A 26,267-nucleotide genomic window follows, 5' to 3' on the forward strand; every position below is an offset into this window, starting at 1 on the left:
AGGTGCTGGCCGGCGCGGCCGAAGAGCAGAAACTCAACGGCCAGTTGATATCCGATTCAGCGGCCACGACGCGGGGTTTCTGGTAGCCAGCTGGACCAGGACTACGGATCCCGAACTCTGACGTGCGCCCCGGACCGTGGCAACCGAGAGCCTCGCCCTTCATGTGGCGCTATGACCGATCCGGCGACGAGCTTCCCGCACCAGCGGACTCACGAGAAACATCTCCTCGGGAGCGGAGGCCCCCAGGCACGCCCAGTACTCGAGTCTCAGCGCGATTCCTGGCGCGTGCGTGGCGTCCCACACCGCAACCAGTGCGCCGACCAACGGCTCCGTCCGTTCCCACTGATCGTGTTGCACCGGCGTGATGGCCAAATCATCTTCAGCGGATTCGAGGACCAGGTCCACCAACCAGAAACTCAGCTCCCATTCGGCTTTGTTCGCGAGCAGCAGACCAATGAATTCATCGAGCCGGGCCTGATCGGATACCTCGATAGGCCAGTCCTGCATCCAGCTCTCGTGCACGATGCCAGCCAACTCTGCCACTCGCGCCGCCGACTCCCGGTCCGGATAGATCATGCCGCCGAACGTAGCCAACACCGCGATCCTCGGCGACGGAGTTATCACTCCGCCAAGCGCAACGGCCCCTGGGCATTTCGGGGCCGCCTCCGTGTCCCCTTCTGCCGAGTGTCCATTCGCCGGTCGGATGCGCGAGTATGGCGGGATGGCGAGCGACAACTTCATGCTGATCCACGATGCCGAGCTCCTTGCCCAGGGCGAACGGGTCCTCGGGGCCGAGTTCAAAGCGATGCACGAGCGGGTTGTGCAGGTCACGGAATTGACCTCCCGCCTCAACGTCCTGCCCTTCGACGACGAGACCGGAAAGGCGGCCCTACTCGAACAGATCCTGGGCCGCCCTCTCCCAACCGGAGTCACGATCTACCCGCCCTTCTACACCGACCACGGACTACACCTCGACTTGGCCGAGCGCGTATTCATCAATCAGGGATGCACTTTCCTGGACTACGCCGGTATCCGATTGGGCAAAGGCGTGATGATCGGCCCGAAGGCCACGTTCATCACCATGGGCCACCCGGTAGACCCGGAGGAACGGCGCCGATTCCTCACCGGCGCACCGATCGACGTGGCGGACAACGTCTGGATCGGTGCCGGAGCAACGATCCTGCCCGGCGTCAGCATCGGGCGCGACGCCGTGGTCGCCGCAGGTGCGGTCGTGGCCGATGACGTACCAGCGAGAAGCTTGGTCGCCGGCCCCAAGGCCACGGTGCGCCGAGACTGGTAGCACGAGGCACCAGCGGTTCCGCCTTCGGTGCAGTGGGCCTATCGTGCACAATTCGCTGCCGGAAGGCAGTTTTCCGCCAATTCCACTGCCTCAGTGCACGTTTAGGCCCACGACCAACTTCGCGGCAACGCGCGCTCACCCCGATTACACGACATCCGACCAGGGACTGATGAGCTGATAGCGGCGATCGATCTCTGTTGATCTTGGGGCAGGTCACGGCATCGGTGAACCCGACCGATAGATGCGCACCTGTGCCTCTGCCAGTGCGGCCAGCTCCAGGAACCGCTCGACCTTGTCGTTTTTCAGGAATCCGAGAGTGTAGCCATCGCCATCGACATAGATCCCGATCAATGAGACCCCAAGTTCGAGGCAGCGATCAGCCAAGGGCCACAGGAAGTCCTGGAGATCGCTCGAATCCCAATCCCGAACAGTGCTCCAGTCCCACCAATCCCAGGCCAATCCTTGTGGATAGGCTGGAAGATCCTGCAGCCAGTCGCGGATCTCATCCGGGTACGATTTCCAGTCACAGTAAGTCAGTCCGCTGCGGAACGGTTCACCGTCCTCGTCGAATCCGTAGAGGGAGTCGATGAGCATCTCTTCCGGGGTGAAGTAGTCTTCTTCCCCGGCATCCTCGAGCAGCTGTTCCAATCGCTCGCGAGCCGAATCCAAATCGGGTGCAAGCAGTTCGACGATTCCGGCCAGTGCCGCACGCTGTTCCTCGCCGATGATCATGGCCCCGAATCTAGCCGGACGCACTGACATGCCGCGAGCAGCGGTTCGAAGCGGCCGAACGGTCGGCCCTGAAGCTCGCTGGGGCCGACCGGTTTTGATCTCGAGCCCACCGTCCCCGCGTCGAAGAACGCACTACGTTGCCGAGTTTCGGAAACCGGCCTAATCTCGCACTTTCCGCCGCCATGCGGCGTCAGAAGGTCAATTCCGCTGCGATAGTGCGGGATTAGGTCGGATGATCTTGCTGCCAAGCTGCTCGCGTGAGCATCCGCTCTTGCCGCATGCCGCGCTGACCGTAGCGGCCAGCGCGGCACGGCGGAAGATCAACTGGCCGTAGCGAACTGACCTGCCCCGGACGTCCCGCACCGATTTCCGTGTGGTGACCAGCGTGATCGTGCTGGTCACCACCGAAGGTCAGGCTGTTTTGACGCCGGGCGGGTTCCAAGTGCCGTCAATGATCTTGGTGTCGGGCCAGTACAACCGCAGCATCAGGTTGAAATCACCCGAGTCCGGGGCGGGCAGCCAGTTGGATTCCTTTTCCGGGCCGGGGTTTTCGCGCTGGATGTAGACATCGAGCGAGCCGTCGGGGTTCTTGCGCATCTGCTCGCCTCGCACCGCGTAGCGGTTGATCGGGTTGGCGACGAAGAAGCCCTTGTCGTTGTACATGGTCAGTGACCAGAACGCCTGCACGGGCGGGATCTCATTGGCGGAGAAGTGCAGCACGTAGTTGCGGTCGGAGGTCAGGTTCGCGCCGGTGGCGTCGATGCGGGTGTTGGGATAGATCGCGTCCTCGGGCAGGTTCGCTCCCAGACCGCCATGCGCGACCAGCGCGCGCCGGTCGAAGTCGATGCCGTAGGTGCCCATGCCGGTGCGGGCGATATTCCAGCCGTTGACCGGCTTACCGCCGAGATCGACCTCGATCTGCTTCAATGCTTTAGGCCAGGCGTCCTCCCAGGTCTTGCGGTCGGAATCCGACAGCGTCGAGAAGTCGAGTTTCTTGTCCGGCGTCCAGCTGGCCTTGGCCAGCTCATCGAGCACGTCCTTGTCCTCGGGGCGGGGCTGGTTGTGCGACAGGCTCGAATAGTAGAGATCCCAGTACTGCTGCGGGCTCAGGTTGTGAATGTATTTCGCGACCTCTTGGCCGACCGGCCAATCTTGGTGCAGGTCAGTGTTTTCCGGCGGCGTGTACGCGGTGCCGTAGGCGCTCAGCGGCGCGGCGGTCAGCTGCTGCTGGATCGCGGTGACCGCGGGAATGTCATCGGGGCCGTTGACCTGGATGCGGCCGATGATCCAGCCGCCGTCGGTGGGCATCTTGTACTCGTGCACCCCGTCGGGGAGGGCACCATGCCAGTTCGGTCCGGTGATGGCGAACTGGTAGGCGTGCCCCGCGCCGAGGGTCCGGGTACCCGGTGACGCCTGCACATTGGTCCACATGTCCATGATCGGGAACAGGTGATACCGCTCGCCCATATCCGGAACACTGATCACCAACGGCTCTTTGGACACGTCGTAGAACATCGACGAATACAGGGTGTCGACATTCGCACGGACCACATTGGTGAAGGACGCGTCGGGCAGGAACGCCAGATTCCCGAACTGATTCATCGGCGCTTCTCCGCTCGCCGCCGGGTGCGCCACGTTCGTCGACTGCCGCCGCGTCACCTCCACCGACACCAGCGGATAGCTGTACACGTACGCCTTCATCGCCGCCTCCTCGCTCACACCCGACCCCGACGACGAACTCTTCGAACACGCGGCCATACCCAGTGCGAGTACCGCTGCACCGACCACGACGGCGAGAATCTTTCCTCGACCAGCTCTCGAACTCACAGGCCCTCCTCATGGGCTCGCCACGATCGAACCAACCAGATTTGCCACCAGATAACTGCGGCATATTCGAGGTTAAACCCCCACGCTCGCCCCACCGGAACACTCCGCGCTCGCGTCTCAGGCTACGAACATCCTCAATTGCCGATTGATCGCTCGGTTCGGGACGGTCGCGGTGCCCGCCGGCGAATGCACTGAACCAGCCGAATACAGGACACTGCCGCGGTCTAGCTGGGCCGTGCGCCGAGCACGTTCTCCGGGGATATTGTCGACCAGTTTTCGTGGGGTGACGTGTTTCCTCGATGGCTACGACTACGCCGCACGTCGATCGGGAGGCCGAGGGCTGGAGGGTTTTCGTGACTGGCTCCTGGCCGATCATCTTCGTCGCCAAAGCAGCTTCGGCTGGTCTGGGTTGATCGCGCAGATCGCGCTGCCCGAGTGGGATTTCGTCACCGATCTCACTCCCGAACAGGAGACCCACCTCCTCGATGTGCTGTTCGATCTGCTCGATCGCTATTTCGCAGAGTGCGAAGCGTCAGCTGAACTTCCGCTCTAGGTAGGCGCACTTTCGGTCAGGTCCTTGTTGGGGTGCGGGAGTTGGTCTGTGTGGGTCACTCTGCGGACCGTGCAACCGGGGTCAACTTACCGACGATGAGGGGGCTGTGCCCTTCGGTCGGTGCTGGGCTCCTGCTCGTGAATCGGGAATTTCCCGGTCGGTGACCGAATTTGCGCTCCCGCACAGTGATTCGAGCCACACTCCCTTATTCGACGTTGATCTAGTGGCACCGCATCCGATACGAAGTATCGACGTAGTTGTGTGGGCATTCGGTTCAGTCCGGATCGATGCCGGGGATGTGGAGGAAATTCATGAAGCGTCGGGTCCTTTCTGCTGGTCTGCTGGCCGTGCTGCCGGTCGCGGCCACCATCGCGTTCGCGGGCAACGCACAGGCCGCTCCGGTCGCGGAAGCTCCGCAGTTGCAGCCGGTGTCGGCGGGCATCGACCTGCAGCCGGTCACCACAAATCCGGACGCGGCGAACTCGGATCCGGTGATGAATGGCGCCGCCGGCGGCGCGCTCGTGGGATTGGCCGTTGGTTCGGCGGTGCCGGCCGTGGGTAGCGCCACCGGCGCGCTCGCCGGCGGACTGATCGGTGCTCTCGTCGGCGCGACGAACCCGTCCGTCGTCCCCCAGGTCCTGCCCTGATCCCGCACCAAGCGGATCGGTGAAACGGCCGCGCACCCCAGAGGTGCGCGGCCGTTCGCATTCCCGGGAAACCCAGGCTGATTTCAGCCGTCTCATCCCAGCCGGAGAGGTGTCCGCCCAATCCTCGTGGAGCTGTCAGCCGCCGCTGTGCATGACCTCGGCCGCGCGGACCGGTGGCTTCGTCCACGGGGAAGAGGATGCTCGGATCGAGTTGTCCCACAAGGTCCTTCGATTTCAGCCAGGCTCGAGACGGCTGCGAACTTGCGCCGTAGCTTCGAGTCGATCGGGAAGCCCATGTAGTACAACGCCGCGCCCTTCCAGGCCGCGGCTCCAACGGCGAATAGTCCAAGCCCGCATGCCCTTACAGAACCTGGTCGTGGTTGGCGCTCAGGGCTGCTCGGTGCCGACGGTTTCGATGGTGGCCGAGCGTTTGTGTGAGTCCACCCGGTGATTGCGCGGTGGTGGGGTTCGCGCTCGGGGTGGGCCCGGCCCGGATTCGACCCCTTCCCACCGGGGTGAGGCTGTACGCCGGTACCGGGTCGGCTAGCAACGCGACCGGGCGTACCCGAGCCAACGCTGCTGCACCACTTCGGGATCCAACTCCGCCGGCAAGTTCGGCATGTGTGCGGGCCGAGATCGTGGTCAGGTGAGGTAGACGGCTATACCGGTTGTGGCGATACACGCCAGGGCCAAGGACTGGAGGGTGCGGTCGGCGAGCACGATCTCTTCGGGTTCGCCGGCTCCGGCGCCGTCGATGTCGACTGCGTAGCGCAGGATGCTGATTGTGAAGGGGATCATGGAGATTGCGAACCACGGGTTGTCCTTGTGGTCGGGCTCGAATGCCCACAGTCCGTAGAAGACCACGACTGCCGTGCCCGATAAGGTCCAGACGAAACGTAGGTAGGTGGGGGTGTAGTACTGCAACGACTTGCGGATTTTGGCGCCGGTGTCCAGTGCGATTTTCAACTCGGCATAGCGTTTGCCCGCGGCCATGAACAGTGAGCCGAAGGCCGCTATCAGCAGGAACCATTGCGACAGACGGATATTCGCGGCCGCGCCGCCGGCGACCGCGCGCAGCAGGAAGCCCGAGGACACGATGCAGATGTCGAGGACGGCCTGATGCTTGAGACCGAAGCAGTAGGCCAGCTGGATGCCGACGTAAGCGGCCATCACCACCGCCAGCTGCCATGTCGCCACGAACGAGATCAGGATCGAGGCGGTCAGCAGCAGTGCTGACAGCGCGTAGGCCAGACGTATCGGAACCACTCCGGCGGCGATCGGCCGGTAGCGTTTGGTCGGATGCGCTCGGTCGGCGTCCACGTCGAGCGAGTCGTTGACCAGGTAGATGCCCGACGCGGCCAGGCAGAACACCACGAACGCGATACCGATGTGCAGATCGCGGGTGAGATCGGAGATGGCGAGGGTGTCGGTGCCCGGAATCGTGCCCGCCGCCAGCGGTGCGGCCAGCACCAGCACGTTCTTCACCCACTGACGTGGCCGCAGGGCTTTGACCAGGCCGCTGGTCAGGGTCTTGGGCGGTCCGGTGAAGGCGGCCTCGTCGAGTTCGATGGTGGTCGGCTCTTCGCTCATATCAACCTGACTGTTCCTGTGGCGGAATCGCTTTCCGCGCGACGAGCAGTGCGCTTCGACGGCTCCGCGATCGCGTCGACCCGCGACACCGCCGACGCCATACTCCCAAACAGTCACCTGTATGTCTCGGCGTCGAACCAGCCGATCCGCTGCCGCGTAGATTCGGATCGTGGCGGCGTAACCGACGGTCGTGGAAATGCGTGATCTAATCGCGAGCATGGAGAAGTTCGATGCCTGGCTCGATCAGATTCATGATCGGGAGGGCCGATTCGACTACCGTGCCATCTATTCCGCGTACCTGGATGCGGCGGGCGGGCACGAGTCGAAGGGTGGCGAGTCGTCGGCTCGTCGGCTCGACGATGGGGGGTTCGAGATTCGGGTGGGGCGGGAGACGATCGTGTTGGCCGATGATGCCGAGCGGGAGGCGTTGGCTGCCCATATGGTGCGTCGGTATTGCGGTGACCGGTATCCGGATATGCGGGCGTGGGAGGACCAGCGGCACTCCTGGTATGTCGAGGATCTTCACGACTGGTCGAACGACATCGGGTGAGAACACAACTGCCACTCCGCTCGAGGTTTGAGGATCGATTCGGTGGTATTGGGTCGGTCGACGGTCCAGTCGGATAACAATGGGGGCGGGCCGGGCTCTAAAGGGTGGTCCGGGGGAAGAGCCGACTGATCATGGATGCGAAGCTGCCGCGACGAGGATTCCTACTGGGTGCGTTGGGGATCGCGGGGATCGGGATGGCGGGGCGGGCGGGGGCCGATCCCGTGGCGGTTCCGCCTCCGTCGCTGCCGATTCCGTCGTTGCCTTCACTGCCGGTCACACCGTTGAACTATCATTCGCCGACGTTGGAGCCCTTCGTCGATCCGTTGCCGATCATCGAAACCGTCTCGGCGGCAGGGGAGTTGGCGGCGATGTCGGGGACGCATCGCTACCATCGGGATCTGCCGGAGACGCGGAGTTGGGGGTTCGAGCGTCCGGTGCTGGGGCCGACTCTGGAAGCCCGGCGGGATCAGGTGGCGCACATCGGGTTTCGGAACGAGTTGGGCACGCACGTGCTCGCCCAGCATGTGGATCTGACCATGCACGGGGTGACCGAGCTGGATCGGACCGATCCGCGGTTCACCGTGCACCTGCACGGGGGGACGAATCGGCCGGATTCGGATGGGCATCCGCTGATCGGCTGGCGCAATGGCGGCGGGCCGCGGTTCGAGTACTCGAATCGGCAAGAGGCGGCGGGGCTCTGGTATCACGACCACACGATGGGAATCAGCAGGCTCAATATTCAAGCCGGGCTGGCCGGGATGTACTACCTGCGGGACGAATTCGATACCGGCGCCGACGACAATCCGATCGGCCTGCCCAGCGGGGAGTTCGAGATCCCGCTCATCGTGCAGGATCGCACGTTCAATGCCGACGGCACCTTGCAGCCGATGGTGGCGTGGTATCTGCCCACGGGTTACAACCAGTCCGGTCAGCTCGGCGACGTGGCGTGCGTCAACGGCGTCGTGTGGCCGCGTCTGGAGGTGCGCCGCACCGTGTACCGATTCCGGGTGCTCAACGGATCCAATTCGCGGCCATACCTTTTCACGCTCTCCAACGGCATGCCGTTCTTCGCGATCGGCGGCGACCTCGGGCTGCTCGACGCACCCGTGATCACGCCGACGATCCGGGTGAGCCCGGGCGAGCGGGTGGACCTGCTGGTGGATTTCGGCCCGCTGCGCGACGGCGAGGTGGTGGACCTGCTCAATGTCGCGCTCAACGATCTCGGCAACAGCATCTTCATGATTCCCGCCGTCCGCGACATCATGCGGTTCACCGTCGCCGGTGACGGCCCGCCCGCCGCGGTTCCGCCGGTGCTGCGCGGGGGCGCGGGCCTGCCGGATACCTTGGAGCCCAGCTATTCACCGGAGACGGTGCGCACCATGACCATGATGGGTTACAACGACCCCGCCCGTGCGGCCGCGGTCTTCCCCGGCATGGGCGTGCTGAACAACCTGCCCTTCCTGGGCACCGACATCGATATGACGCGCGCGGGCACCACCGAACGCTGGGACATCGTCAATACCACCGCCTTCGACCACCCCGTCCACATCCACCTCGCCCGGATGCGCGTGCTCAGCCGCCTGCCCATCAATGCCGCCGCCTATTGGGCCGCGAATCCTCCGCCCGCCTTCGGTACTCGCTGGGCGCCCCCGGCCGACGCCTACGCCGTGGGTTCCGAGCAGCTGCCGCCGGCCTGGGAGCTCGGCTGGAAGGATACGGTCGAATGCCCCACCGAGACGGTCACCCGGATCATGGTGCGCTGGCCGTCGGTGGAGGAAATGGGCTTCGATCCCGACCGGCCGGTTGCCGTGCCGCCCGGTGCGGAGGCGATCTCACCCACCGGAATGCATGACGCCGAACAGCTTTCGGACGACGAGCAGATCCGCGGTTACGTCTGGCACTGCCACAACCTCGACCACGCCGACCACGACATGATGCAGCAGATCCGGGTGCTGCCCTGATTCGAGTACACCGCTACTCGATTAACGACCTCTCGTTCGGCGCACTATGTATCTGTAGGGGCAACGGCGCTCTCGAACTGCGGACGGGCCCGGGTGATTTCGCGCTGCCGCCGCATTCGCTGGTCACTGTGTTCCCGCGCGACACCGATGCTGCGATGCCGGTACATCGAGGTCACCCACGACGAAATGACCACCCCGCACGCCCTCGCCATGCTCGCGACCATCCTCGACGAACACCTGTGAGCGCTTACAATCCCAATGCCCGGCGTTGTTCGAGTTCTCAACCCTCTCGGGAGAGGTGATCGCCGAAATGATCACTGCGCGAATGCTTGCCACCGTCCTCGCCGTGTTCGCCCTCGTCGGCGGCATGCTCACCGTGGGGTCGGGCCCGGCCGCCGCGTTCGGGCCGTGCGTGCCCGGAGATCCGTTGCGGCCCATGGCCGAACTGCTGGCGACCTCGAGCGCGGACGTCATCACCGATCCCGCGGACGCCCGGCTGTCCGACCCGCTGACCGTGTTCGACGCCGAGGTGAACGCGACCGCGGTGCTCGAGCTCGGCGTCGCGGTCCACTCCGAGCTCGTCCAGGGCGTGCACTGGTCCGAGCAGACCCGGCAGCTCACCTACCAGGCCGCCCGCCGATTCGAATTGGCCTGCACCAGTAACGAAAACCTGTGCTGGATGGCCGACGACCTGCGTGGCCGCCACAACCTGGACTCCGAGCTGGGTCTGGCCTATCTGCCCTCGACCGACGCGCAGACCGACGGATTCCGCATCCGGGTTCCGGGCATCGACCGCGCCCGGCTGCAGGACGCCCTGCTCGCCGATCCGGTGGCCCGCGACCGTCTGGGCGGCGGCTGGATCACCGCGGACGACTCGCTCGTCCTGGTCGCCGACCTGGCCGATCTGGATGTCGCGCGATCCTTCGTCGAAGGGATGGGCGCGCAATGGGATCCGGCGGCGGTCCAATACGGAGATCGCGAACTGGTCACCGGTGAGTGCATACGCGGAGTGCTCTTTTGACTGTGACTTCTGACAGTTCGCGCAGCTCCGCGCTGTGAGATGTCGGGAAACGGGAAACAAGGTCAACAGCTCTCCGAATTACCCGATAAGGCAACGTACTTCGGGGTAACATACCGAGTGTTACACGAACCTGGCTTCGGGTTGGCGGTGATCCCGGGAAGCTGAGGCCGGGCCCCGGGGCGGGACTCTTTATTGCAAATGCCCGTCGCTCCCGACGGGTGGTGACGGAGATACCCTGTGCACGATGAAATGTATCTCGATGGTTCGATCGACGGTAACCACGAAGCCTCCGGTAATTCGACCGATTCGATTCCGCCGCCGCTGATCCGGCGACGCAACATTGCATTCTGGGCCGGTCTGACATCGACGACGGTCGGTACCGTTCTCCATTTCCCGATGTTCCTGCAGGCCCGGGATATGGGCTATCACATGGCCGGAATGTCCATGGACGCCGGAATGATCATCGGCATGGTGCTGATCGTGATCGGCCTGCTGCTCACGACCTACGGACTGGTGCCGTTGGGCGCGCACCGGGAACGGGTGGCGCGCTTGCGTGTTCGCGCCCTCGACGACGCTCCGATCGGCCGCGTGCACATCGTGCTGCTGCTGGTGATGGCCACCGCCATCACCATCGACGTGATGAAGCCGACCACGCTGGCGTTCGTGGTGCCCGGCGTCGGCAAGGAGTACGGGCTGAAGACGCCCACCCATCCCGCGGGTGATCTCCCGGTGGCGCTACTGCCGCTGGCGGGCATCGCCGGCACCGTACTCGGTTCGTTCCTGTGGGGCTGGCTCGGCGACCGGATCGGGCGCAAGGCGGCCATTCTGCTCGCCGGAGTCGTGTTCGTGGCCACCGCCATCTGCGGCACCATGCCCAGCTTCGAGCTGAACCTGGTGATGTGCTTCATCATGGGCCTGGGCGCGGGCGGCATGCTGCCCATCGCGTTCACGCTGCTGGCGGAGACGATTCCGGCGCGGCACCGCGGCTGGCTGCTGGTGCTCATCGGCGGCGACATCGCCGGCGCGTACATCATCACCAGCTGGCTGTCCTCGACTATCGGCGCGACCTACAGCTGGCGGGTCATGTGGCTGATCGGCTTCCCGACGGGACTGCTGCTGATCCTGCTGACCCGGTGGATACCCGAATCTCCGCGCTTCCTCCTGGCTTTGGGGCGTGATCAGGAGGCGCAGGAGGTGCTGCGCCGCTATCACGCCGAGGCGATACCGGTGGAGGAGTCCGAACTCGAGGTCGAGGCGGGCCTGCGGGGCGGGTACCCGCGGCTGTTCCAGCCCCCGTTCGTCGGCATCAGCCTGGTGCTGATCCTGACCGGACTGGGCGTGGGCCTGGTGACCTACGGCTTCCAGCTGTGGATGCCGAGCAACCTGCGCGCCCTCGGCTACAGCGGGGTCACCGCCGACAAGATCCTGCGCGACTCCGCCATCATCGGCCTGCCGCTGAATTTCGTGGTGGCCTACTGCTATCACCGCTCGGCGAAGTGGACCATGGTGGCGATGAGCACGATCCTGGCGTTGTCGCTGTTCGGGTTCGTGCTGCTGGGCAAGCACGTCACCGATCACCGCGTCGTGCTCAATGCGCTTCTGGTAGCGCCCATCTGGGGCGCGAACTCGGTGGTCGCGGTGCTGGTCTCGTACAGCGCGGAGGTCTATCCGACCAGGATCCGTTCCCGCGGCAGCGGTCTGGCCGCGGGCATGAGCAAGCTGGGCGGCGTGGTCATCATCGCGCTGGTGGTGGCGGCCGTCGCCACCCCGTCGATCTCGACCAGCGCCCTGATCAGTGCGATTCCGATGTCGCTCGCGGCGATCGCGGCCGTGGTCTACCTGGTGGAGACCCGGCGGCGCACCCTCGAGGACATCACGGCAGCGGAGCTACGTGTCACGGCATGACGAATGGACGGGTGGGGGCATCCGGGGGAGTCAACGAGGCTCTGCGCGAGTCTCTGGTCCAGGCCACCATAGAACTCGTCTCGACCGAGGGCCTGCACGCGCTCACCGCGCGCCGGGTCTCGCGCATGTGCGGGGTCTCGACCATGGCGGTCTACACCAACTTCGGCGGTATGGCCGGGCTGATCCGGGCGGCCGGGTCGGCCGGGTACGCGCAGCTGGCCGCGCGCATGCACGAATGCGGGGTCAGTGACGATCCGATCGCGGATCTGCTGTTGCTGGGCATGGTGTTCCGTGACGAGGCGCAGCGGCGGCCCGAGCTGTTCCAGCTGATGTTCGGCACCGGATCGCCGCGCACCGACATCCCGCTGCGGCGGGGCAATGTGCTCACCGGCGCCTCGGATTTCGAGCACTACGGGGAGAGCTTCGACCACGTGGTCGACGCCGCGCGGCGGGCGGTGGAGAGCGGGCTGCTCAAGCCGACCAGCCCGCGATCGGCGGCGGCGCAGCTGTGGACCGGCCTCTACGGCTATGTCCAGCTGGAGAATTCGGGGCATCTGGGCGAGGACGGGCTCAGCGAGGTGCTGGTGCCCGCCATCATGAACCTGCTCGTCGGAATGGGCTCCGACCGGGAGATGGTCGGAGCCTCCGTGGTCCGCGCCCTGACCCAGTTCGTGGCGCTGAGCGGGTGATTCGGCTGCGCGGGTGGTGATTCGGCTCAGAACCCGAGCTTGGACTTCAGCCGCTGGGCGCCCGCCATCGCGCGTTCGGCCGCACTGCCGCGCGGGGGCATCAGGCCCAGCTGCAGCAGCATCTCCTGCAGATCCCACACCGCCCGGCTGCGCCAGATCAGCCCGGATCGGAACTGCCACAGGTCGATGACCATGACGTCGAAGCGCTTGCCGGTGGCGGCGAAGCCGGGCGGCTCGATGAGGCCCAGGTGGGTGCCGGCCATGCGCCACGGCACGATGGCGGCCCGCGAACCCGGGGTCAGCATGGGCGGCAACGCATTCGTGTACCGGACGTCCGGGAACGACTGCACGGTGTCGACCACGAACTTGGCCACCCCCGCCCGGCCCAGGGCCGGCTCGCCCAGGGAAGGGTCGTGCCAGACGGTGTCCTCGGTGACGCAGGCGGCGACCGCGTCCGCGTCGCCGGTATTCCAGCCCGCGATGTAGCGCTCGGTGAATTCGCCCAGCCAGGCCAGGCTTTCGATCGGCTCGGCCTCCTCTTCGATCACGAAACCTCCGGAACTGACTGTATCGAGCACGGCCACACCATCTTTCGGTATTCGTCGATGCCGCCGAACGGCGGCCACGCACGGAGGATAACCGCGGTGCGGGCCGGATCGGCGAATTATTCCGGATAACACCGTAATTTCGGGATAACGGCGTAATTCGATGGCGCGGGTTTGGTGGACAACCTCGTGATAACACTCGAATAATGGTGTTACATGCGGTCGCGGGCCCGCTCGGCCAATCGAAATGCGGGCTCGGGCAATAACCCTGATCTCGGCGACGAGTGATCGTTGACCGAATTTCATTGTGCTGCCTACCATGACCAATATTCTTCGGCCGATCAGGCAGCGATCAATCCCAGGGGACGACACATGTCCGATGCAGCCATTGTCGGAATCGGGTGCCGGTTCCCCGGCGGAATCACCGATCCGGATTCGTTCTGGGACTTCGTTATCCGCAAGGGCGACGGTGTCGTGGAGGTGCCCGCCGATCGCTGGAACCTCGAGAAGTTCTACGACCCGGACCCCGACGCCCCCGGGCGCATGTACACCCGCCACGGCGGGTTCCTCACCCAGCCGCTGTGGGAGTTCGACGCCGACTTCTTCGGCATCTCCCAGCGCGAGGCCGCGATCATGGACCCGCAGCAGCGGCTGCTGCTCGAGGTGGCGTGGGAGGCGCTCGACGACGCGGGCCTGGCCGGGCGGGTGTCCGGGCGGCCGGTCGGAGTGTTCATGGGCGGCTTCATGAACGACAACGCGCTGGTCCGCAGCGGCCCGCTCGCCCGGCCGGTGATCAACAGCCACAGCCCCACCAGCGCGTCGCACACCCTGTTGTCCGCGCGCATCGCCTTCCTGCTGGACCTGCTCGGGCCGACCATGACCATCGACACCGCGTGCTCGTCCTCGCTGGTGGCGCTGCACCAGGCGGTGCTGGCGCTGAACGCCGGGGAATGCGAGACCGCCATCGTCGGCGGCGCGAACGTCATGCTGCGACCCGAAGCCTTCATCTCCATGTGCAAGGGCCGATTCCTGTCGGTGGACGGGCGCTGCAAGAGCTTCGAAGCCGGCGCCGACGGATACGGTCGCGGCGAGGGCGCGGGCGCGGTGATCCTCAAACCCCTCGACGCCGCGGTTCGCGACGGTGACCGCGTCTACGCCGTCATCCGCGGCAGCGGCGTCAACCAGGACGGCCGCACCCTGGCCATCCCGGTCCCGAACCCCGCCGCACAGCAGTCACTGGCCCGCCGCGTCCGCGAGCAAGCGGGCTTCGAGGCCCGCGAGATCCGCTTCGTCGAAGCCCACGGCACCGGCACCGCCGTCGGCGACCCGATCGAAATATCCGCCCTGGGCGCGGTATACGGCACCGCCGCGGGCCGCACCGACGCCCTGCCCGTCGGCTCCCTCAAAGCCAACATCGGCCACACCGAAGCCGCGGCAGGCGTCGCCGGCCTCATCAAAGCCACACTCACACTCCACCATCGAACGATCGCCCCCCAGCGCCGCCTCGAAAACCCCAACCCCGAAATCCACTTCGACGAACTCGGCGTACGGATCCCCCTGGAAGCCGAACCCCTGTCCGACGGCCACGGCCGAGTGGCAGTGGCGGTCAACAGCTTCGGCTACGGCGGCACCAACGCCCACGCCATCCTCGAAGCAGCCCCGGTCCTCTCGGTGGTCGAAGACCGCGCGAACCCGCTCCCGGTGCTACCGCTTTCGGCACGCAACGAGACAGCGCTGCGCATACTCGCGTCACGACTGATCGAGCGTGAGACGGGCGCGGCTGAGAATGGCGACCGCCGGGTCGACGAGCGCAGCGGCGACGAGGATGCGGCCAGCGAGCGAGACGGCGGCGACGGTGAGGGTGAGACCGGAAACGACCCTGCTGCTGTAGATCCCGGCCACGACCACGCCGGGACGACGGAAGACCCGTCTCTCGGTGACGTGACCGCGGCATTGTGGGCACGGCGGGCGCATCATCCGCTGCGCACGGCCTTCGCGTATCGCGGCGAGGACGACTTGCGGGCGCAACTGGCCGAATTCGCGCAGGGGGGCGGGCCCGGGCCCGCGCGGACCGTCGTCGCTGTGCCGACCGCGCCGGTGTTCGTGTTCAGCGGGATGGGGCCGCAGTGGTGGGGGATGGGGCGGGGCCTGCTCGAGGCCGACGGGGTTTTCGCGAAGGCTGCGCGGGAGATCGATGGGGCGTTCGAGGCGTTGTCCGGGTGGTCGATCATCGGGGAATTGATGCGGGCGGAAGGGGATTCGCGGGTCACTCGGACCGCGATCGCGCAACCGGCGAACTTTCTGGTGCAGGCGGCGCTGACCGCGGAGCTCGCGGCGTTGGGGATCCGCCCGGCGGCGGTTGTCGGGCACAGCGTCGGGGAGGTGGTGGCGGCTTATGTCTCCGGAGCGCTGTCGTTGCGGGATGCGCTGCTGGTGAGTTATCACCGGTCGCGGTTGCAGGCGACGACCGCGGGGGCGGGCGGGATGCTCGCGGTGGGGCTGTCGGAGGAACAGGCGGTCGAGCGCGTCGCCGGGATGGGTGGGGTGAGCATTGCCGCGGTGAACAGTCCGTCCGCGGTCACGCTGTCCGGTGAGGTGGAAGAGCTGGAACTGCTGCGCGAATCGCTCAGCGGGGAAGGGATTTTCGCTCGGGCGCTGCGGGTGGAGGTGCCCTATCACAGCCATCTGATGGATCCGATTCTCGATGAGTTGCGCTCGGAGCTGGGCGGTTTGGATCCGGGCGGGACGCGGATTCCGTTGTGGTCCACCGTGACCGGCACCGAGCTCGACGGCGCGGAATGGGATGCCGGGTACTGGTGCCGGAACGTGCGGGAACCGGTGCACTTCGCCGCGACCGTCGAGGGACTGCTCGCGGCCGGGCATCAGCTCTTCCTCGAGGTCGGCCCGCACCCGGTGCTCAGCGGGAACATTCGGGAAGTGCTGGTGCAGCGTGGAACCCCGGGCGCGGTGATCGGCACCCTCGCCCGTGAGGCCGACGATCAGGATCGGCTGCTGCGGACGGTGGCCGAGCTGTATCGGGCCGGAGCGCTGGATACCGCGCGGCCGCCGGGGGCGTCCACGGGCGCGGTCGTGCATCGGGAGTTGCCGCGCTATCCCTGGCAGCGGCGAGTGTTGTGGACCGAGGATCCGGCCACCGAGAGTGACCGGCGCGGGGCGACCACCGGCTACGCCATGCTCGGCGAGCGGACCGGGGCCTCGACACCGGAATGGGAAGTGCAGCTGTCTGTTTCGAATCTGCCCTGGCTTTCCGATCACGTGGTGGACGGGTCGGTGGTGCTGCCGGGTGCGGCGTATCTGGACGCGGCGCTGTCGGCGGTGGCCTTGCGCACCGGGCGGCAGTCGTTCGGGCTGGAGAGTGTCCGGTTCATCGCGCCGTTGGTGGTGGATCAGCACGAGATCCCGGTGGTGCGCATCGATGTCGAGGAGACCACCCGACGGTTCACCGTGCGCTCGCGGACCGCCACCGGCACGGCGTGGAAGGTCAACGCGTCGGGGCGACTGATCGAAGCCGACGTGGACCCGCGGACCGCCGATGTCGCACCACCCGCCGACGGGATCGAGATCGGGGCCGACGTCCTCTACGACGGACTGGCCGCGCACGGACTGTCCTACGGCCCCGCCTTCCGGCTGATCGAGCGCGCGCACGTCGGCCGTGACACCGTCGTGGCCGAGCTGGACCTGTCCGCGCTGGCCGAAAACGGTTCGGCGCTAACGCATCTCGCGCACCCGGCCGTCATCGACGCCGCGCTGCAATGCTTCGCCGCCCTGTACGCGCGCTCGGCGGACGCCGAGTCCGCGGTGGTGATTCCCGCGTCGGTCGCCGGTGTCCGGTGGAGCGGGCCGTTCCCCGAGCGTCCCGTCGTGCTGGTGACCCGGTCCGGCGCGGACGCACTGAGCGCCGATATCCGCATCGCCTCGCCCGAGGGGCGGGTCGCGCTGACGCTGTCCGGTGTGCGGTTCAGCCGCATCGGCGGGACACCGGACATCCACGACCGGCTCGACGGACTGTTCTACGAACCGGTGTGGTCGATGACCGAGGACACCGGTACGGGATCAGCTGCCGCACAGCCGGTTCCGGACGAATTCCTGCTGGTCGTGAGCCTCGGTCCGAACGTCTCACAGCGCGCCAAGGAGATCGCCGCGGCGCGGCGATCCTCTGAAATCCTGACCATCGAAGCCGAGACCGACGAGCACCCGCTGGTGGCGCAACTGCGGGCGGCGCACTCCGGCGAGAACGGCGGCCACACCCGCGTCGTAGTGGTCGCCGACTCGGAACTCGAAGCGGTGCAGAACGTCTACGGCCTCGCGGTCGTCGCCCGCGCCGTCGGCAGGCTGCTCGACGGAGACGACGAGACCGCCGCCGTCGAGCACGCCGAGGTACGGGCCGTCGTGGTCACCGAGAACGCCTTCTGCCTGCCCCTGGATCGCTTCGCGCACACCGCGCAGTCGGCGCTGATCGGGGCCCGGCGCACGCTGCTCAACGAGCAGTCCGCCGCACAGTGGCGGCTCATCGACGCGGAAGCCACCACACCGGCGGCGGCGGTCATCGAACAGGTCTTCACCGACCCGTCCGGGCCTGTCCGCGCCGACGAGATCGCCCTGCGCGCCGGGGCCTGCTGGACCCTGAACATGCGCCGCACCCTGCGCGAGCGGCTCGCGGGCAGGGACGCCGAGATCGCCCTGACCGACCCGGATTCCGCGTTCCGGCTGGAGATCCCGCGCACGCGGCTGCTGTCGGAGCTGGCCTGGCGCGCCGTCGACCGGGTCGCACCGGGACCCGACGAGATCGAAATCCGTTTGGACGCCGTCGGATTGAACTACAAGGACGCGCTCAAGGTGCTGGGCGTCCTGACCGAACACGAGCTGGCGGGCACCTACTTCGGCACCGACCTGGGCATGGACGCCTTCGGTGTCGTCGAACGCGTCGGGGCGGAAGTCACCGGCATCGTTCCCGGCGACCGGATGTCGGTCTGCGCACGAGACCTGGTGCGCCGCTACGTCACGCTGCGCCCCGACGAGGGCGCGACCATGCGGATCGAGTCCGACCCGGACCGCGAGATCGACCCCTGCCGATGCAGTTCGATCCTGCCGTTCCTCACTGCGGAATTCGCCCTCACCGAACTGGCCCGGCTGCAACCGGGGGAGACGGTGCTCATCCACGGGGCGGCGGGCGGCATGGGCATGGCGGCGGTCCAAGTGGCCACCCGCGTGGGCGCGCAGGTGATCGCGACCGCGGGCACCGACGAACGCCGTGCCGTCGCCCGCGCCCTCGGGGCGCACGAGGTGCTGAACTCGCGCTCGATCAGCTTCGTCGACGAGGTGCTGCGCCTGACCGACGGGCGCGGCGTGGACGTCGTCTACAACTCCTCGCCCGGCGAGATCCTGCAGCAGAACCTGCGCGCCGCAGCGGAATTCGGTCGTATCATCGAGATCGGCAAGGCCGACATCTACACCGGCGGCACGATCGATCTGCGGCCCTTCGACCGCAACCTGTCCTTCTTCGCCGTCGACATGGACCGGGCGCTGGCCGTGCGACCCGACTTCGTGCGGCGGGCCTCGCGGCGGGCCATGGACGCGCTCGACGACGGCACCTACTCCTACCTGCCCTATACGGCCTTCGATCTCGAACATGTCGCCGACGCGTTCGAGACGGTCGCACGGTCCAAGCAGATCGGGCGGGTGGTGGTGGACCTGCGTGCCGAGACCCCGATCGTCCGCGCGAAACAGCCGGTGCTGCAACTGGATTCGGAGGGCAGCTACCTGGTCACCGGTGGCTTCGGGGCCTTCGGTCTCGCGACCGCCCGCTGGCTGGCCCGAACCGGTGCGCGGCGGCTGGTGCTGGTCGGGCGGCAGGGCGCGACGAGCGATATCGCTCGCGCCACCTTGGCCGAATTCGCCTCCACCGGTGTCGAAGTCGTCGAAGAGCGGGTCGACGTGTCCGACTACGACGCCGTCGCCGGACTGATCGGGCGGATCCAGCGCAGCGGACACCCGTTGCGCGGGGTGTTCCACGCCGCGGGCGTGGTCAACAACCTCGAGATCTCCCAGATCACCGTCGAATCGCTGGAAGAGATCTTCGGCCCCAAGGCCGCGGGCGCGGTGCACCTGGACAACGCCCTCACCGCCGCGGGCATCGAACCCGAACTGTTCGTGCTGTACTCCTCGGCCAGCAGCGTCGTCGGGATCTCGCCCCAAATGGGTTATGCCGCAGCCAATGCCGTGCTGGACGGCCTTGCCGCGGCGCGGCGGGCGCGGGGTGCGGCGGCGCTGTCGGTCAACTGGGGCTTCCTGAGCGGCGGCGGTGGTATGGCCGACTACGACGCCATCACGCGCTACGCCGAGATGACCGGGTACCGGGCCGTCGACATGGACGCCGCCACCGATCTGCTCGCCGAATGCCTGCTGCTTGACCTGCCCCAAGCGCTGGTCATGGAGGTGGACTGGGCCCGGTGGGCCACCGCGCACCGGGCCTCCACCCGGACCGCCCGCTTCGCCGAACAGGTCGCGAGCGCGGGCGGCGGGGCTTCCGGAGCCGCGGGATTGCGCGCGGAAGTCCTCGCCCTGGGCGCGGATCAACGCGCCGAGGTGGTGGCCTACCTGCTCGCCGAACAGCTGGCCACGGTGCTGGGCGTGGACGCCGAGACCGTGGACCTCGATACGCCGCTGCCCGATCTGGGCCTGGACTCGCTCATGGGCATGGAGTTCGGCGCGCGGGTGGTGCAGGTGCTGGGCACGCAGATGTCGGTGCTCGCCGTCATCGGCCTCACGCTGCGCGGTCTGGGCGGGCGCATCGCCGAACAGATCGCCCAGGAAGAAGAACGCGCCGCCCGCGCCGACGGCGAATGAAGAGTGAGGGTGAATGAACGACACCAATACCGACTCCCGGGGCCTGGCCCGCGCCCTGCTGGCCAGGCACGCCGGAACCAACGGCGGCGCAACCGAATCGGAGCGGCCCCGGGTCGCCGAATCGGCGAGCGCTCCGCAGACCGGGAACGGCAACGCCACCGCCGCGACCGGCTTCGGTGACCACCCCGGCGTGCTCGACGCCGCCCAGCGGTTCGGCCGCTTCGACACCTGGGTGCGCCAGGTCGGGCTGGTCAATCCCTACTACCTGCCGCACGAGGGCGTCAGCGGCGCGGTCACCCGCATGGCCGACCGGGATGTGGTGAACTTCAGCAGTTTCGGTTACCTCGACCTGGCCGCCGACCCGCGCGTGCGCCAGGCCGCCAAGGACGCCATCGACGAATACGGCACCTCGGCCGCCGCGGTCCGCATCGTCGCGGGGGAGCTGCCGCTCTACCGCGATCTCGAGGACGAGCTCTCCGATATCTACGACACCGACGCGGCCCTCGTCACCGCCAGCGGATACCTCACCAACGCCGCGGCCGTCGGATTCCTGCTCGGCAAGCGCGACCTCGCCATCTGCGACTCGCTCATCCACAACAGCATCGTCGCGGGAACGGAATGGGCCGGCTGCAAGCGAGTCTTCTTCCGCCACAACGATCCCGACTCCCTCGAAGCCATCCTGCGCATGTCGCGGCGCAGCTTCGACCGGGCACTGGTACTGCTCGAAGGCGTCTACAGCATGGACGGCGACGTGGTGCGGCTGCCCGAGATCATCGAGGTGGCAAGAAAATACGGCTGCTCGATCATGATCGACGAGGCGCACTCCTTCGGCACCGTCGGCGCGACCGGGCACGGCATCCGCGAGCACTTCGACCTGCCCGGCGACGCGGTCGACGTGTGGATGGGCACGCTGTCCAAGGCCATCGGCAGCGTCGGCGGATACCTCGCGGGCAATCGCGAGCTGATGGACGGGTTCAAATACGTCGCGGGCGGGCTCAGCATGTACACCGCCGCACCCGCGCCCTCGGCCATCGCCGCCGCGCGGACCGCGCTGACGGTGCTGCGCGAGGAGCCCCAGCGGGTGCTGGCGCTGCGCCACAACTCGCAGTACTTCCACACTCGCGCAAGGGAACTCGGCTTCGATGTCGGGACCTCCCTGGACACCCCGATCATTCCGATCATGACCGGCGCGGACGAGCCCGCGGTGCTCGCGGCGCTGGCCATGCTGCAGCGCGACGTCAGCGTCAACGCCATCACCCACCCCGTGGTCCCGGCCGGGGAGGCGCGGCTGCGGTTCTTCGTCAACTGCCGCCACACCGAGCCGCAGCTCGACGCGGCGCTGCACGCCCTGCGTCAGGTCCTCGACGGCCTGGACGGGACAGCCGGACAGCAATTCACTCTCGCCCAGGAGGAACACCGCTCGTGAAACTACGGATCAACCGAAGCCTGCTGCGAAAAGCCGTGGTGCCGGCGGTCGCCCTCTTGATCATGGGCATCCTGTTCGGCCCGGCGCGCGGCTCGATCATGCCGCACTACGAGGATGCCGGCGGGCCGCTGGCAAGCAAGTTCAGCTTCACCGAGATGCCGATCAAACTGCCGCCCGGGCTGAACCGCGACCGCAAGATCCGCACGGTCCGCAAGGAATACGCGAATCTGCAGGCGTGGATCTCGGCCATCGGCTCGAGCGTCGCCATGACCGACCTCACCGGCAGCGGGCTCGCGCAGGACCTGTGCCTGGTGGACCCGCGCTCAGACTCGGTGATCATCACCCCGACACCGGACAGCGACACCAGCCGGTACGAGCCGTTCGTGCTCGATCCCAAACCGTTGCTGACCGACGAGTCCACCGTGCCGTCCGGCTGCATCCCGGGCGATTTCAACGGCGACGGGCGGATGGGGCTGCTGGTCACCTACTACGGCCGCACCCCGATCCTCTATTTGCAGCGCTCGGACGCGAAGAAGCTGGACGCCGGCGCGTTCCGGCCGGTCGACATGGTGCCGAACCCGAATACCGGGGACGGGCTCTACCACGGCCGCCGCTGGATCACCGCCACCGCCGTGGTCTCCGATTTCGACGGCAAGGGCAAGCCGGACATCTTCATCGGCAACTACTTCCCCGAAATGGATGTGCTCGCACCCGAGGGCCGCCGGTCGCTGTCGATGCCCGACGGGTTCGCGACCGCCAAGAACGGCGGCGAATCCAAGATCTTCACGCTGGACACCTACGCGTCCGGCCATGATCCGGATGTCCGGTACTCGGAGGTTTCCGACGCGTTCCCGATCGGCATGAACACCGGGTGGACGCTGGCGGCCGCGGCCATCGACCTGAAGGGCGATCAGCTGCCGGATCTCTACGTGGCCAACGACTTCGGCCCCGACCACCTGTTCGTGAACAAGTCGACACCGGGGCACATCAAGTTCGACTACGCCGTCGGTCACCGCGACCCGCAGACGCCGAAATCGTCTGTCATGGGCCAGGATTCGTTCAAGGGCATGGCCGCCGAATGGGGTGACCTGTGCGGCAACGGCAAGCCCGACCTGTTCGTCAGCAATATCGCGGTCACCTGGGGTCTGATGGAAGGCCACTTCGCCTTCTGCAATACCGCCAAGGACGGCGCCGACGCCGCCCGTCGGCTCGACGCCGGTGACGCGCCGTTCGTCAACCGGGCCGCCGATATGGGGGTCGCGTTCGACACCTGGGGCTGGGACGCCAAACTCGGCGATTTCAACAACAGCGGCCACAACGAACTCGTCCAGGCCAACGGCATGATCAAGGGCAAGGTCAACCGCTGGCCCCAGATCCAGGAAATCGGCACCATGAACGACGACCTGGTGAAGTATCCCTACGCCTGGCCCATCATCGGGCCCGACGCCGATCTCGCCGGCAGCGACCCGGTCGCCTTCTACGCGCCCGACGGGAACGGGAAGTTCGTCAACCTCACCCACGCGCTCGGCATGGACACGCCGGTTCCCTCCCGCGGCATCGCCGTCGGGGACACCTCCGGGAACGGTGCGCTGAGTATCGCCGTGGCCCGGCAGTGGGGGGACCCGTCCTACTACCACAACAACCGGGCCGCGGATGCTGGACAGTTCCTGGGGCTCAAGCTGTTCAAGCCGACGTATCCGGGCACCGATGTCACCACGTCCATCTCGGGCAAGCCGATTCTCGGCGTCCCGGCGGTGGACACGCAGGTCGAGGTCCGCACCCCGGACGGCCGCCTGCACATCGGTCACCTCGACGGCGGCAGCGGGCACACCGGCAAACGCGCGCTCGAGGTCCACATCGGACTCGGTCAGATCGATCCGAACACCCCGCTGGACGTGCTGCTGCGGTGGCGTGACGCGAACGGGGGCTCGCACGAGCAGACCATCAAGCTCGCGCCGGGCTGGCACAACGTGAAACTCACCGCGGACGCGCAGGAGGTCAAGGGATGAGCGACGAAAGACATCCGGAAAGCAACGGCCACGCGGAAACCAACGGCCACGCCGAAAACAACGGGCACGCCGAAAGCAACGGGCACGTGGAGGGCAACGGCCACGCGGAGGGGAACGGGCACGCGGACGGTCAGGGCGTCGCCACCGCCGCCCGTATCGCGGCCCTGCAGAAGTCGGGCTCCGAATTCGCCAAGGAGTGGGTCGAAAAGCCCGCGCCGACCAAGGATCCGCGGTATCTGGCATTGCGGAACTTCGCCATGTCGATCACGTTCTTCAACGTCGTCGGCTATCCGCTGCTCGGGTTCGAACAGCCGTGGCTGTGGCCGTTCCTGGCCGTGGGCACCGCCTACACCGTGGAACTGCTGCTGGAAACCCTGGCGGCGTGGGCGTATCAGCGTCCGGCGGCCTACCGGGGCAACGGGTTGCGCGGGCTGGTCGTGTTCCTGCTGCCCGCCCACATCACCGGGCTGGCGTTCAACTTCCTGATGTACGCGCACAACCAACTGCTGCCGGTGCTGTTCGGCGTGACCGTCGCCGTCGGCGCGAAATGGGTGCTGCGCGCGAAGATCAACGGGAAGATGAAGCACTTCATGAACCCGTCGAATTTCGGGATCGTGGTGTGCGCCCTGCTGTTTCCCATGATGGCGGTCGCACCGCCCTACCACTTCACCGAGCATCTGCACGGTGCGCTGCGATGGTTCGTGGTAGTCGGGCTGCTCATGACCGGCACCCTGCTCAATGCCAAACTGACACTGAAGATGCCGCTGATCCTCACCTGGCTGGCGGCCTTCGCGCTGCAGGCCGTCCTGCGCGGCTGGTTCGAACCCAACATCTCGATGCTGGCCGCGCTCGCGCCGATGACCGGGCTGGCGTTCATCCTGTTCACCAACTACATGGTCACCGATCCGGCGACCACGCCGACCGGGAAACGGCAGCAGATCATGTTCGGCGCTTCCGTCGGCGCGCTGTACGGGCTCTGCATGGTGTTCCACATCGCGTACGGGCTGTTCCTCGCCGTGTCCATCACCTGCGCCTGCCGCGGGGTGTTCTGGTGGGCACGGGGAATCGCCGAATGGTGGCGTGGGCGGCAGACCGACGGCGAACCCGCACCCGCCATTGCCCCGGAATCTGTTGTACTCAGGGATCATTCGCTGAACACGACGGCGCGATCATGATCGCGGGCGCCGAGCTGCGCCGGGTGCTCGGCGCCTTCGCCACCGGTATCACGGTGGTCACCACCGGCGGCCCGCGGCCGCACGGCATGACCGCCAACGCGTTCACCTCGGTTTCGCTCGAGCCTCCGCTGATCCTCGTGTGCGTCGCGCGAAAAGCGCGTCTGCACCGCACGATTCGCGAGGCCGGGGCGTTCGCGGTGTCGGTGCTGTCGGCCGACCAGGAGCCCATCGCCCGCTGGTTCGCCGCGACCGAGCGGCCCGACGGCGCGGCGCAATTCGGGGCGGGGGAATGGATTCCCGGCCCGCACACCGCGGCACCGATGCTGGCCGGGGCGATGGCGGGGCTGGAGTGCAAGCTCGCCGACGTCCACGACAGCGGAGACCACAGCATCATCCTCGGTGAGGTACTCGCCGCCCAGCGCCACCTCGACTCCGGTCCCGGGGCGCTGGCCTTTCTCGACGGCAACTACTGCCGATTGATTCCATCGCAGAACGGAGATCGCTCATGCCATCGCCCATAGGTCCACTGCGCGCCTTCATATTCGCACCCAAGGATGCCGAGATCCGCAGAGTCATGGCCGGATTCGAGCGGCCCAGCGAGACGACCGCGCTCGAGCTCGAGCGGGTGACCCTGCACCTCGTCGGCGGAATCAACACCGCCGTGCGGAGTTCCAGCAATGCCGAGATCATCGCCGCCCTGCAGCCGGTGCCCGCGCGCTATCGCGGGTTCGCCTTCGAAGGGGCCGCGGTCGGGCTCACCGCCCTCGACGCGCTCTCGCCCGGACACCGCGCCGCCGACCTGTTCGAGAACGCGGAGAACTTCCACTTCCCGATGTATCCGGGTGTCGGCATGGCCTTGGCGCGCATTCCGAAGTTCCGGTGGCAGAAGCTGTTTCCCAAACATCCGCTGTACCGGTGGCTGGCCGTGGACGGGTACGGGTTCTACAAGGCGTTCTTCCACACCCAGAAGTACGTGCGGCAGCAGCGGTTCGATACCCGGTACCCGCGCTGGATGGGTGATCGCGCGCAGGTGCTGCGCATCGCCGACCAGGGGATCGGGCGGGCGCTGTGGTTCGTGGGCGGCGGCTCGCCCGCCGGACTGCTGCGGCTGATCGGTCAGTTCGATCCGAGCCGTCACCGCGATCTGTGGAGCGGGGTGGGCATCGCGGTCACCTTCGCGGGCGGCGTGGACCAGCACGACCTGGACGAACTCCGCACCGCCGCGGGCGAACACGCGAAGTTGCTCGGGCTCGGCGCGGCCATGGTCACCAAGATCCGGTTGGAGACCGAGAGCGTCGATACCTACACCGAGGCCGTGGTGCGCACCTTCTGCGGCGGCCGCACGCTCGACGAAGTCGAGACCGTCCTGGAGAAGTCGCAGGTCGATCTGGCCGTCGACGGCACCGCCGCCACCTATCAGCTCTGGCGCGACCGCATCACCGAGCTCATCGCGAACGGAAGTTGAGCGCC

General features: G+C 66.9%; 19 protein-coding genes. 14 read left to right on the forward strand and 5 right to left on the reverse strand.

Going from position 1 to position 26,267, the window contains the following annotated elements:
- Nucleotides 1-159 precede the first annotated feature (159 nt).
- The gene (locus GPX89_RS08760; RefSeq protein WP_157386693.1) at nt 160-576 is read right to left on the reverse strand and encodes a hypothetical protein; all 417 of its coding nucleotides are present in this window, start codon (nt 574-576) and stop codon (nt 160-162) included.
- Between the two features lie 145 nt (nt 577-721).
- On the opposite strand from GPX89_RS08760, the gene GPX89_RS45810 reads away from it, so the two are divergent.
- Complete coding sequence (locus tag GPX89_RS45810; protein ID WP_157386694.1) at nt 722-1,300, forward strand: DapH/DapD/GlmU-related protein; 579 nt, start codon at nt 722-724, stop codon at nt 1,298-1,300.
- Nucleotides 1,301-1,513: 213 nt separating this feature from the next.
- Here GPX89_RS45810 and GPX89_RS08770 read toward each other — a convergent pair whose 3' ends face one another.
- On the reverse strand, nt 1,514-2,032 hold the full coding sequence (locus tag GPX89_RS08770) for a DUF6630 family protein (protein WP_157386695.1): 519 nt from the start codon (nt 2,030-2,032) through the stop codon (nt 1,514-1,516).
- Nucleotides 2,033-2,443: 411 nt separating this feature from the next.
- On the reverse strand, nt 2,444-3,733 hold the full coding sequence (locus GPX89_RS08775; RefSeq protein WP_198347310.1) for a DUF1254 domain-containing protein: 1,290 nt from the start codon (nt 3,731-3,733) through the stop codon (nt 2,444-2,446).
- Between the two features lie 409 nt (nt 3,734-4,142).
- Here GPX89_RS08775 and GPX89_RS08780 point away from each other — a divergent pair, with 409 nt between their 5' ends.
- Both GPX89_RS08780 and GPX89_RS08785 read left to right on the forward strand, forming a co-directional pair.
- Entirely contained in the window at nt 4,143-4,412 is a 270-nt protein-coding gene (locus GPX89_RS08780) for a hypothetical protein (RefSeq protein WP_157386697.1), read from the forward strand.
- Between the two features lie 311 nt (nt 4,413-4,723).
- The gene (locus tag GPX89_RS08785) at nt 4,724-5,059 is read left to right on the forward strand and encodes a hypothetical protein (protein ID WP_157386698.1); all 336 of its coding nucleotides are present in this window, start codon (nt 4,724-4,726) and stop codon (nt 5,057-5,059) included.
- Nucleotides 5,060-5,701: 642 nt separating this feature from the next.
- Here GPX89_RS08785 and GPX89_RS08790 read toward each other — a convergent pair.
- The gene (locus GPX89_RS08790; RefSeq protein ID WP_198347311.1) at nt 5,702-6,868 is read right to left on the reverse strand and encodes a decaprenyl-phosphate phosphoribosyltransferase; all 1,167 of its coding nucleotides are present in this window, start codon (nt 6,866-6,868) and stop codon (nt 5,702-5,704) included.
- Here GPX89_RS08790 and GPX89_RS08795 point away from each other — a divergent pair.
- From GPX89_RS08795 to GPX89_RS08815, 5 genes are all read left to right on the forward strand, one after another.
- Nucleotides 6,846-7,199 carry a hypothetical protein gene (locus tag GPX89_RS08795; protein ID WP_157386700.1) on the forward strand — a complete coding sequence of 118 codons (354 nt, stop codon included), beginning with the start codon at nt 6,846-6,848 and terminating at the stop codon, nt 7,197-7,199. The two genes, GPX89_RS08790 and GPX89_RS08795, sit on opposite strands and share 23 nt — an antisense overlap.
- Nucleotides 7,200-7,330: 131 nt before the next feature.
- The gene (locus GPX89_RS08800; protein ID WP_157386701.1) at nt 7,331-9,160 is read left to right on the forward strand and encodes a multicopper oxidase family protein; all 1,830 of its coding nucleotides are present in this window, start codon (nt 7,331-7,333) and stop codon (nt 9,158-9,160) included.
- 310 nt (nt 9,161-9,470) lie between these two features.
- Complete coding sequence (locus GPX89_RS08805) at nt 9,471-10,181, forward strand: hypothetical protein (RefSeq protein WP_157386702.1); 711 nt, start codon at nt 9,471-9,473, stop codon at nt 10,179-10,181.
- Between the two features lie 396 nt (nt 10,182-10,577).
- A complete protein-coding gene (locus GPX89_RS08810) occupies nt 10,578-12,086 on the forward strand; it encodes an MFS transporter (protein WP_157386703.1) in 1,509 nt (502 codons plus the stop codon).
- Nucleotides 12,083-12,775: a TetR/AcrR family transcriptional regulator gene (locus GPX89_RS08815; RefSeq protein WP_157386704.1), complete on the forward strand. Its 693-nt coding sequence runs from the start codon at nt 12,083-12,085 to the stop codon at nt 12,773-12,775. The genes GPX89_RS08810 and GPX89_RS08815 overlap by 4 nt, the downstream gene beginning before the upstream one ends.
- A 26-nt stretch (nt 12,776-12,801) precedes the next feature.
- Here GPX89_RS08815 and GPX89_RS08820 read toward each other — a convergent pair whose 3' ends face one another.
- Nucleotides 12,802-13,353 carry an ester cyclase gene (locus GPX89_RS08820; RefSeq protein ID WP_157386705.1) on the reverse strand — a complete coding sequence of 184 codons (552 nt, stop codon included), beginning with the start codon at nt 13,351-13,353 and terminating at the stop codon, nt 12,802-12,804.
- Between the two features lie 339 nt (nt 13,354-13,692).
- Between GPX89_RS08820 and GPX89_RS08825 the strand changes: the two genes are divergently transcribed.
- The 6 genes from GPX89_RS08825 to GPX89_RS08850 are packed head-to-tail and all read left to right on the forward strand — an operon-like array spanning nt 13,693 to nt 26,262.
- Nucleotides 13,693-20,187 carry a type I polyketide synthase gene (locus tag GPX89_RS08825; RefSeq protein ID WP_235946710.1) on the forward strand — a complete coding sequence of 2,165 codons (6,495 nt, stop codon included), beginning with the start codon at nt 13,693-13,695 and terminating at the stop codon, nt 20,185-20,187.
- Nucleotides 20,188-20,200: 13 nt separating this feature from the next.
- Nucleotides 20,201-21,613 (forward strand): aminotransferase class I/II-fold pyridoxal phosphate-dependent enzyme, encoded by a 1,413-nt coding sequence (locus tag GPX89_RS08830; RefSeq protein WP_157386706.1) that lies wholly within the window; start codon nt 20,201-20,203, stop codon nt 21,611-21,613.
- Nucleotides 21,610-23,622 (forward strand): CRTAC1 family protein, encoded by a 2,013-nt coding sequence (locus tag GPX89_RS45815; RefSeq protein ID WP_157386707.1) that lies wholly within the window; start codon nt 21,610-21,612, stop codon nt 23,620-23,622. The genes GPX89_RS08830 and GPX89_RS45815 overlap by 4 nt, the downstream gene beginning before the upstream one ends.
- Nucleotides 23,619-24,797, forward strand: coding sequence for an enediyne biosynthesis protein (locus tag GPX89_RS08840; RefSeq protein WP_157386708.1), 1,179 nt, complete (start codon nt 23,619-23,621; stop codon nt 24,795-24,797). Before GPX89_RS45815 ends, GPX89_RS08840 begins: the two co-directional genes overlap by 4 nt.
- Nucleotides 24,794-25,318, forward strand: a complete 525-nt coding sequence (locus GPX89_RS08845; RefSeq protein ID WP_157386709.1) for a flavin reductase family protein — start codon at nt 24,794-24,796, stop codon at nt 25,316-25,318. The genes GPX89_RS08840 and GPX89_RS08845 overlap by 4 nt, the downstream gene beginning before the upstream one ends.
- A complete protein-coding gene (locus GPX89_RS08850; protein WP_157386710.1) occupies nt 25,303-26,262 on the forward strand; it encodes a DUF1702 family protein in 960 nt (319 codons plus the stop codon). The genes GPX89_RS08845 and GPX89_RS08850 overlap by 16 nt, the downstream gene beginning before the upstream one ends.
- Nucleotides 26,263-26,267: the final 5 nt, after the last annotated feature.

This window comes from Nocardia terrae (assembly GCF_009760405.1).
GTDB classification, from domain to species: domain Bacteria; phylum Actinomycetota; class Actinomycetes; order Mycobacteriales; family Mycobacteriaceae; genus Nocardia; species Nocardia terrae.

Excerpts from the sequence above, each read along its gene's own strand:
- GPX89_RS08785 (WP_157386698.1), top strand. The coding sequence starts at position 4,724 with ATGAAGCGTCGGGTCCTTTCTGCTGGTCTGCTGGCCGTGCTGCCGGTC.
- GPX89_RS08840 (WP_157386708.1), top strand. The coding sequence starts at position 23,619 with ATGAGCGACGAAAGACATCCGGAAAGCAACGGCCACGCGGAAACCAAC.
- GPX89_RS08795 (WP_157386700.1), top strand. The coding sequence starts at position 6,846 with ATGCGTGATCTAATCGCGAGCATGGAGAAGTTCGATGCCTGGCTCGAT.
- GPX89_RS45810 (WP_157386694.1), top strand. The coding sequence starts at position 722 with ATGGCGAGCGACAACTTCATGCTGATCCACGATGCCGAGCTCCTTGCC.
- GPX89_RS08790 (WP_198347311.1), bottom strand. The coding sequence starts at position 6,868 with ATGCTCGCGATTAGATCACGCATTTCCACGACCGTCGGTTACGCCGCC.
- GPX89_RS08830 (WP_157386706.1), top strand. The coding sequence starts at position 20,201 with ATGAACGACACCAATACCGACTCCCGGGGCCTGGCCCGCGCCCTGCTG.
- GPX89_RS08850 (WP_157386710.1), top strand. The coding sequence starts at position 25,303 with ATGCCATCGCCCATAGGTCCACTGCGCGCCTTCATATTCGCACCCAAG.
- GPX89_RS08825 (WP_235946710.1), top strand. The coding sequence starts at position 13,693 with ATGTCCGATGCAGCCATTGTCGGAATCGGGTGCCGGTTCCCCGGCGGA.
- GPX89_RS08775 (WP_198347310.1), bottom strand. The coding sequence starts at position 3,733 with ATGAAGGCGTACGTGTACAGCTATCCGCTGGTGTCGGTGGAGGTGACG.
- GPX89_RS08805 (WP_157386702.1), top strand. The coding sequence starts at position 9,471 with ATGATCACTGCGCGAATGCTTGCCACCGTCCTCGCCGTGTTCGCCCTC.
- GPX89_RS08760 (WP_157386693.1), bottom strand. The coding sequence starts at position 576 with ATGATCTATCCGGACCGGGAGTCGGCGGCGCGAGTGGCAGAGTTGGCT.
- GPX89_RS08845 (WP_157386709.1), top strand. The coding sequence starts at position 24,794 with ATGATCGCGGGCGCCGAGCTGCGCCGGGTGCTCGGCGCCTTCGCCACC.
- GPX89_RS08800 (WP_157386701.1), top strand. The coding sequence starts at position 7,331 with ATGGATGCGAAGCTGCCGCGACGAGGATTCCTACTGGGTGCGTTGGGG.
- GPX89_RS08810 (WP_157386703.1), top strand. The coding sequence starts at position 10,578 with ATGTTCCTGCAGGCCCGGGATATGGGCTATCACATGGCCGGAATGTCC.
- GPX89_RS08815 (WP_157386704.1), top strand. The coding sequence starts at position 12,083 with ATGACGAATGGACGGGTGGGGGCATCCGGGGGAGTCAACGAGGCTCTG.
- GPX89_RS08770 (WP_157386695.1), bottom strand. The coding sequence starts at position 2,032 with ATGATCATCGGCGAGGAACAGCGTGCGGCACTGGCCGGAATCGTCGAA.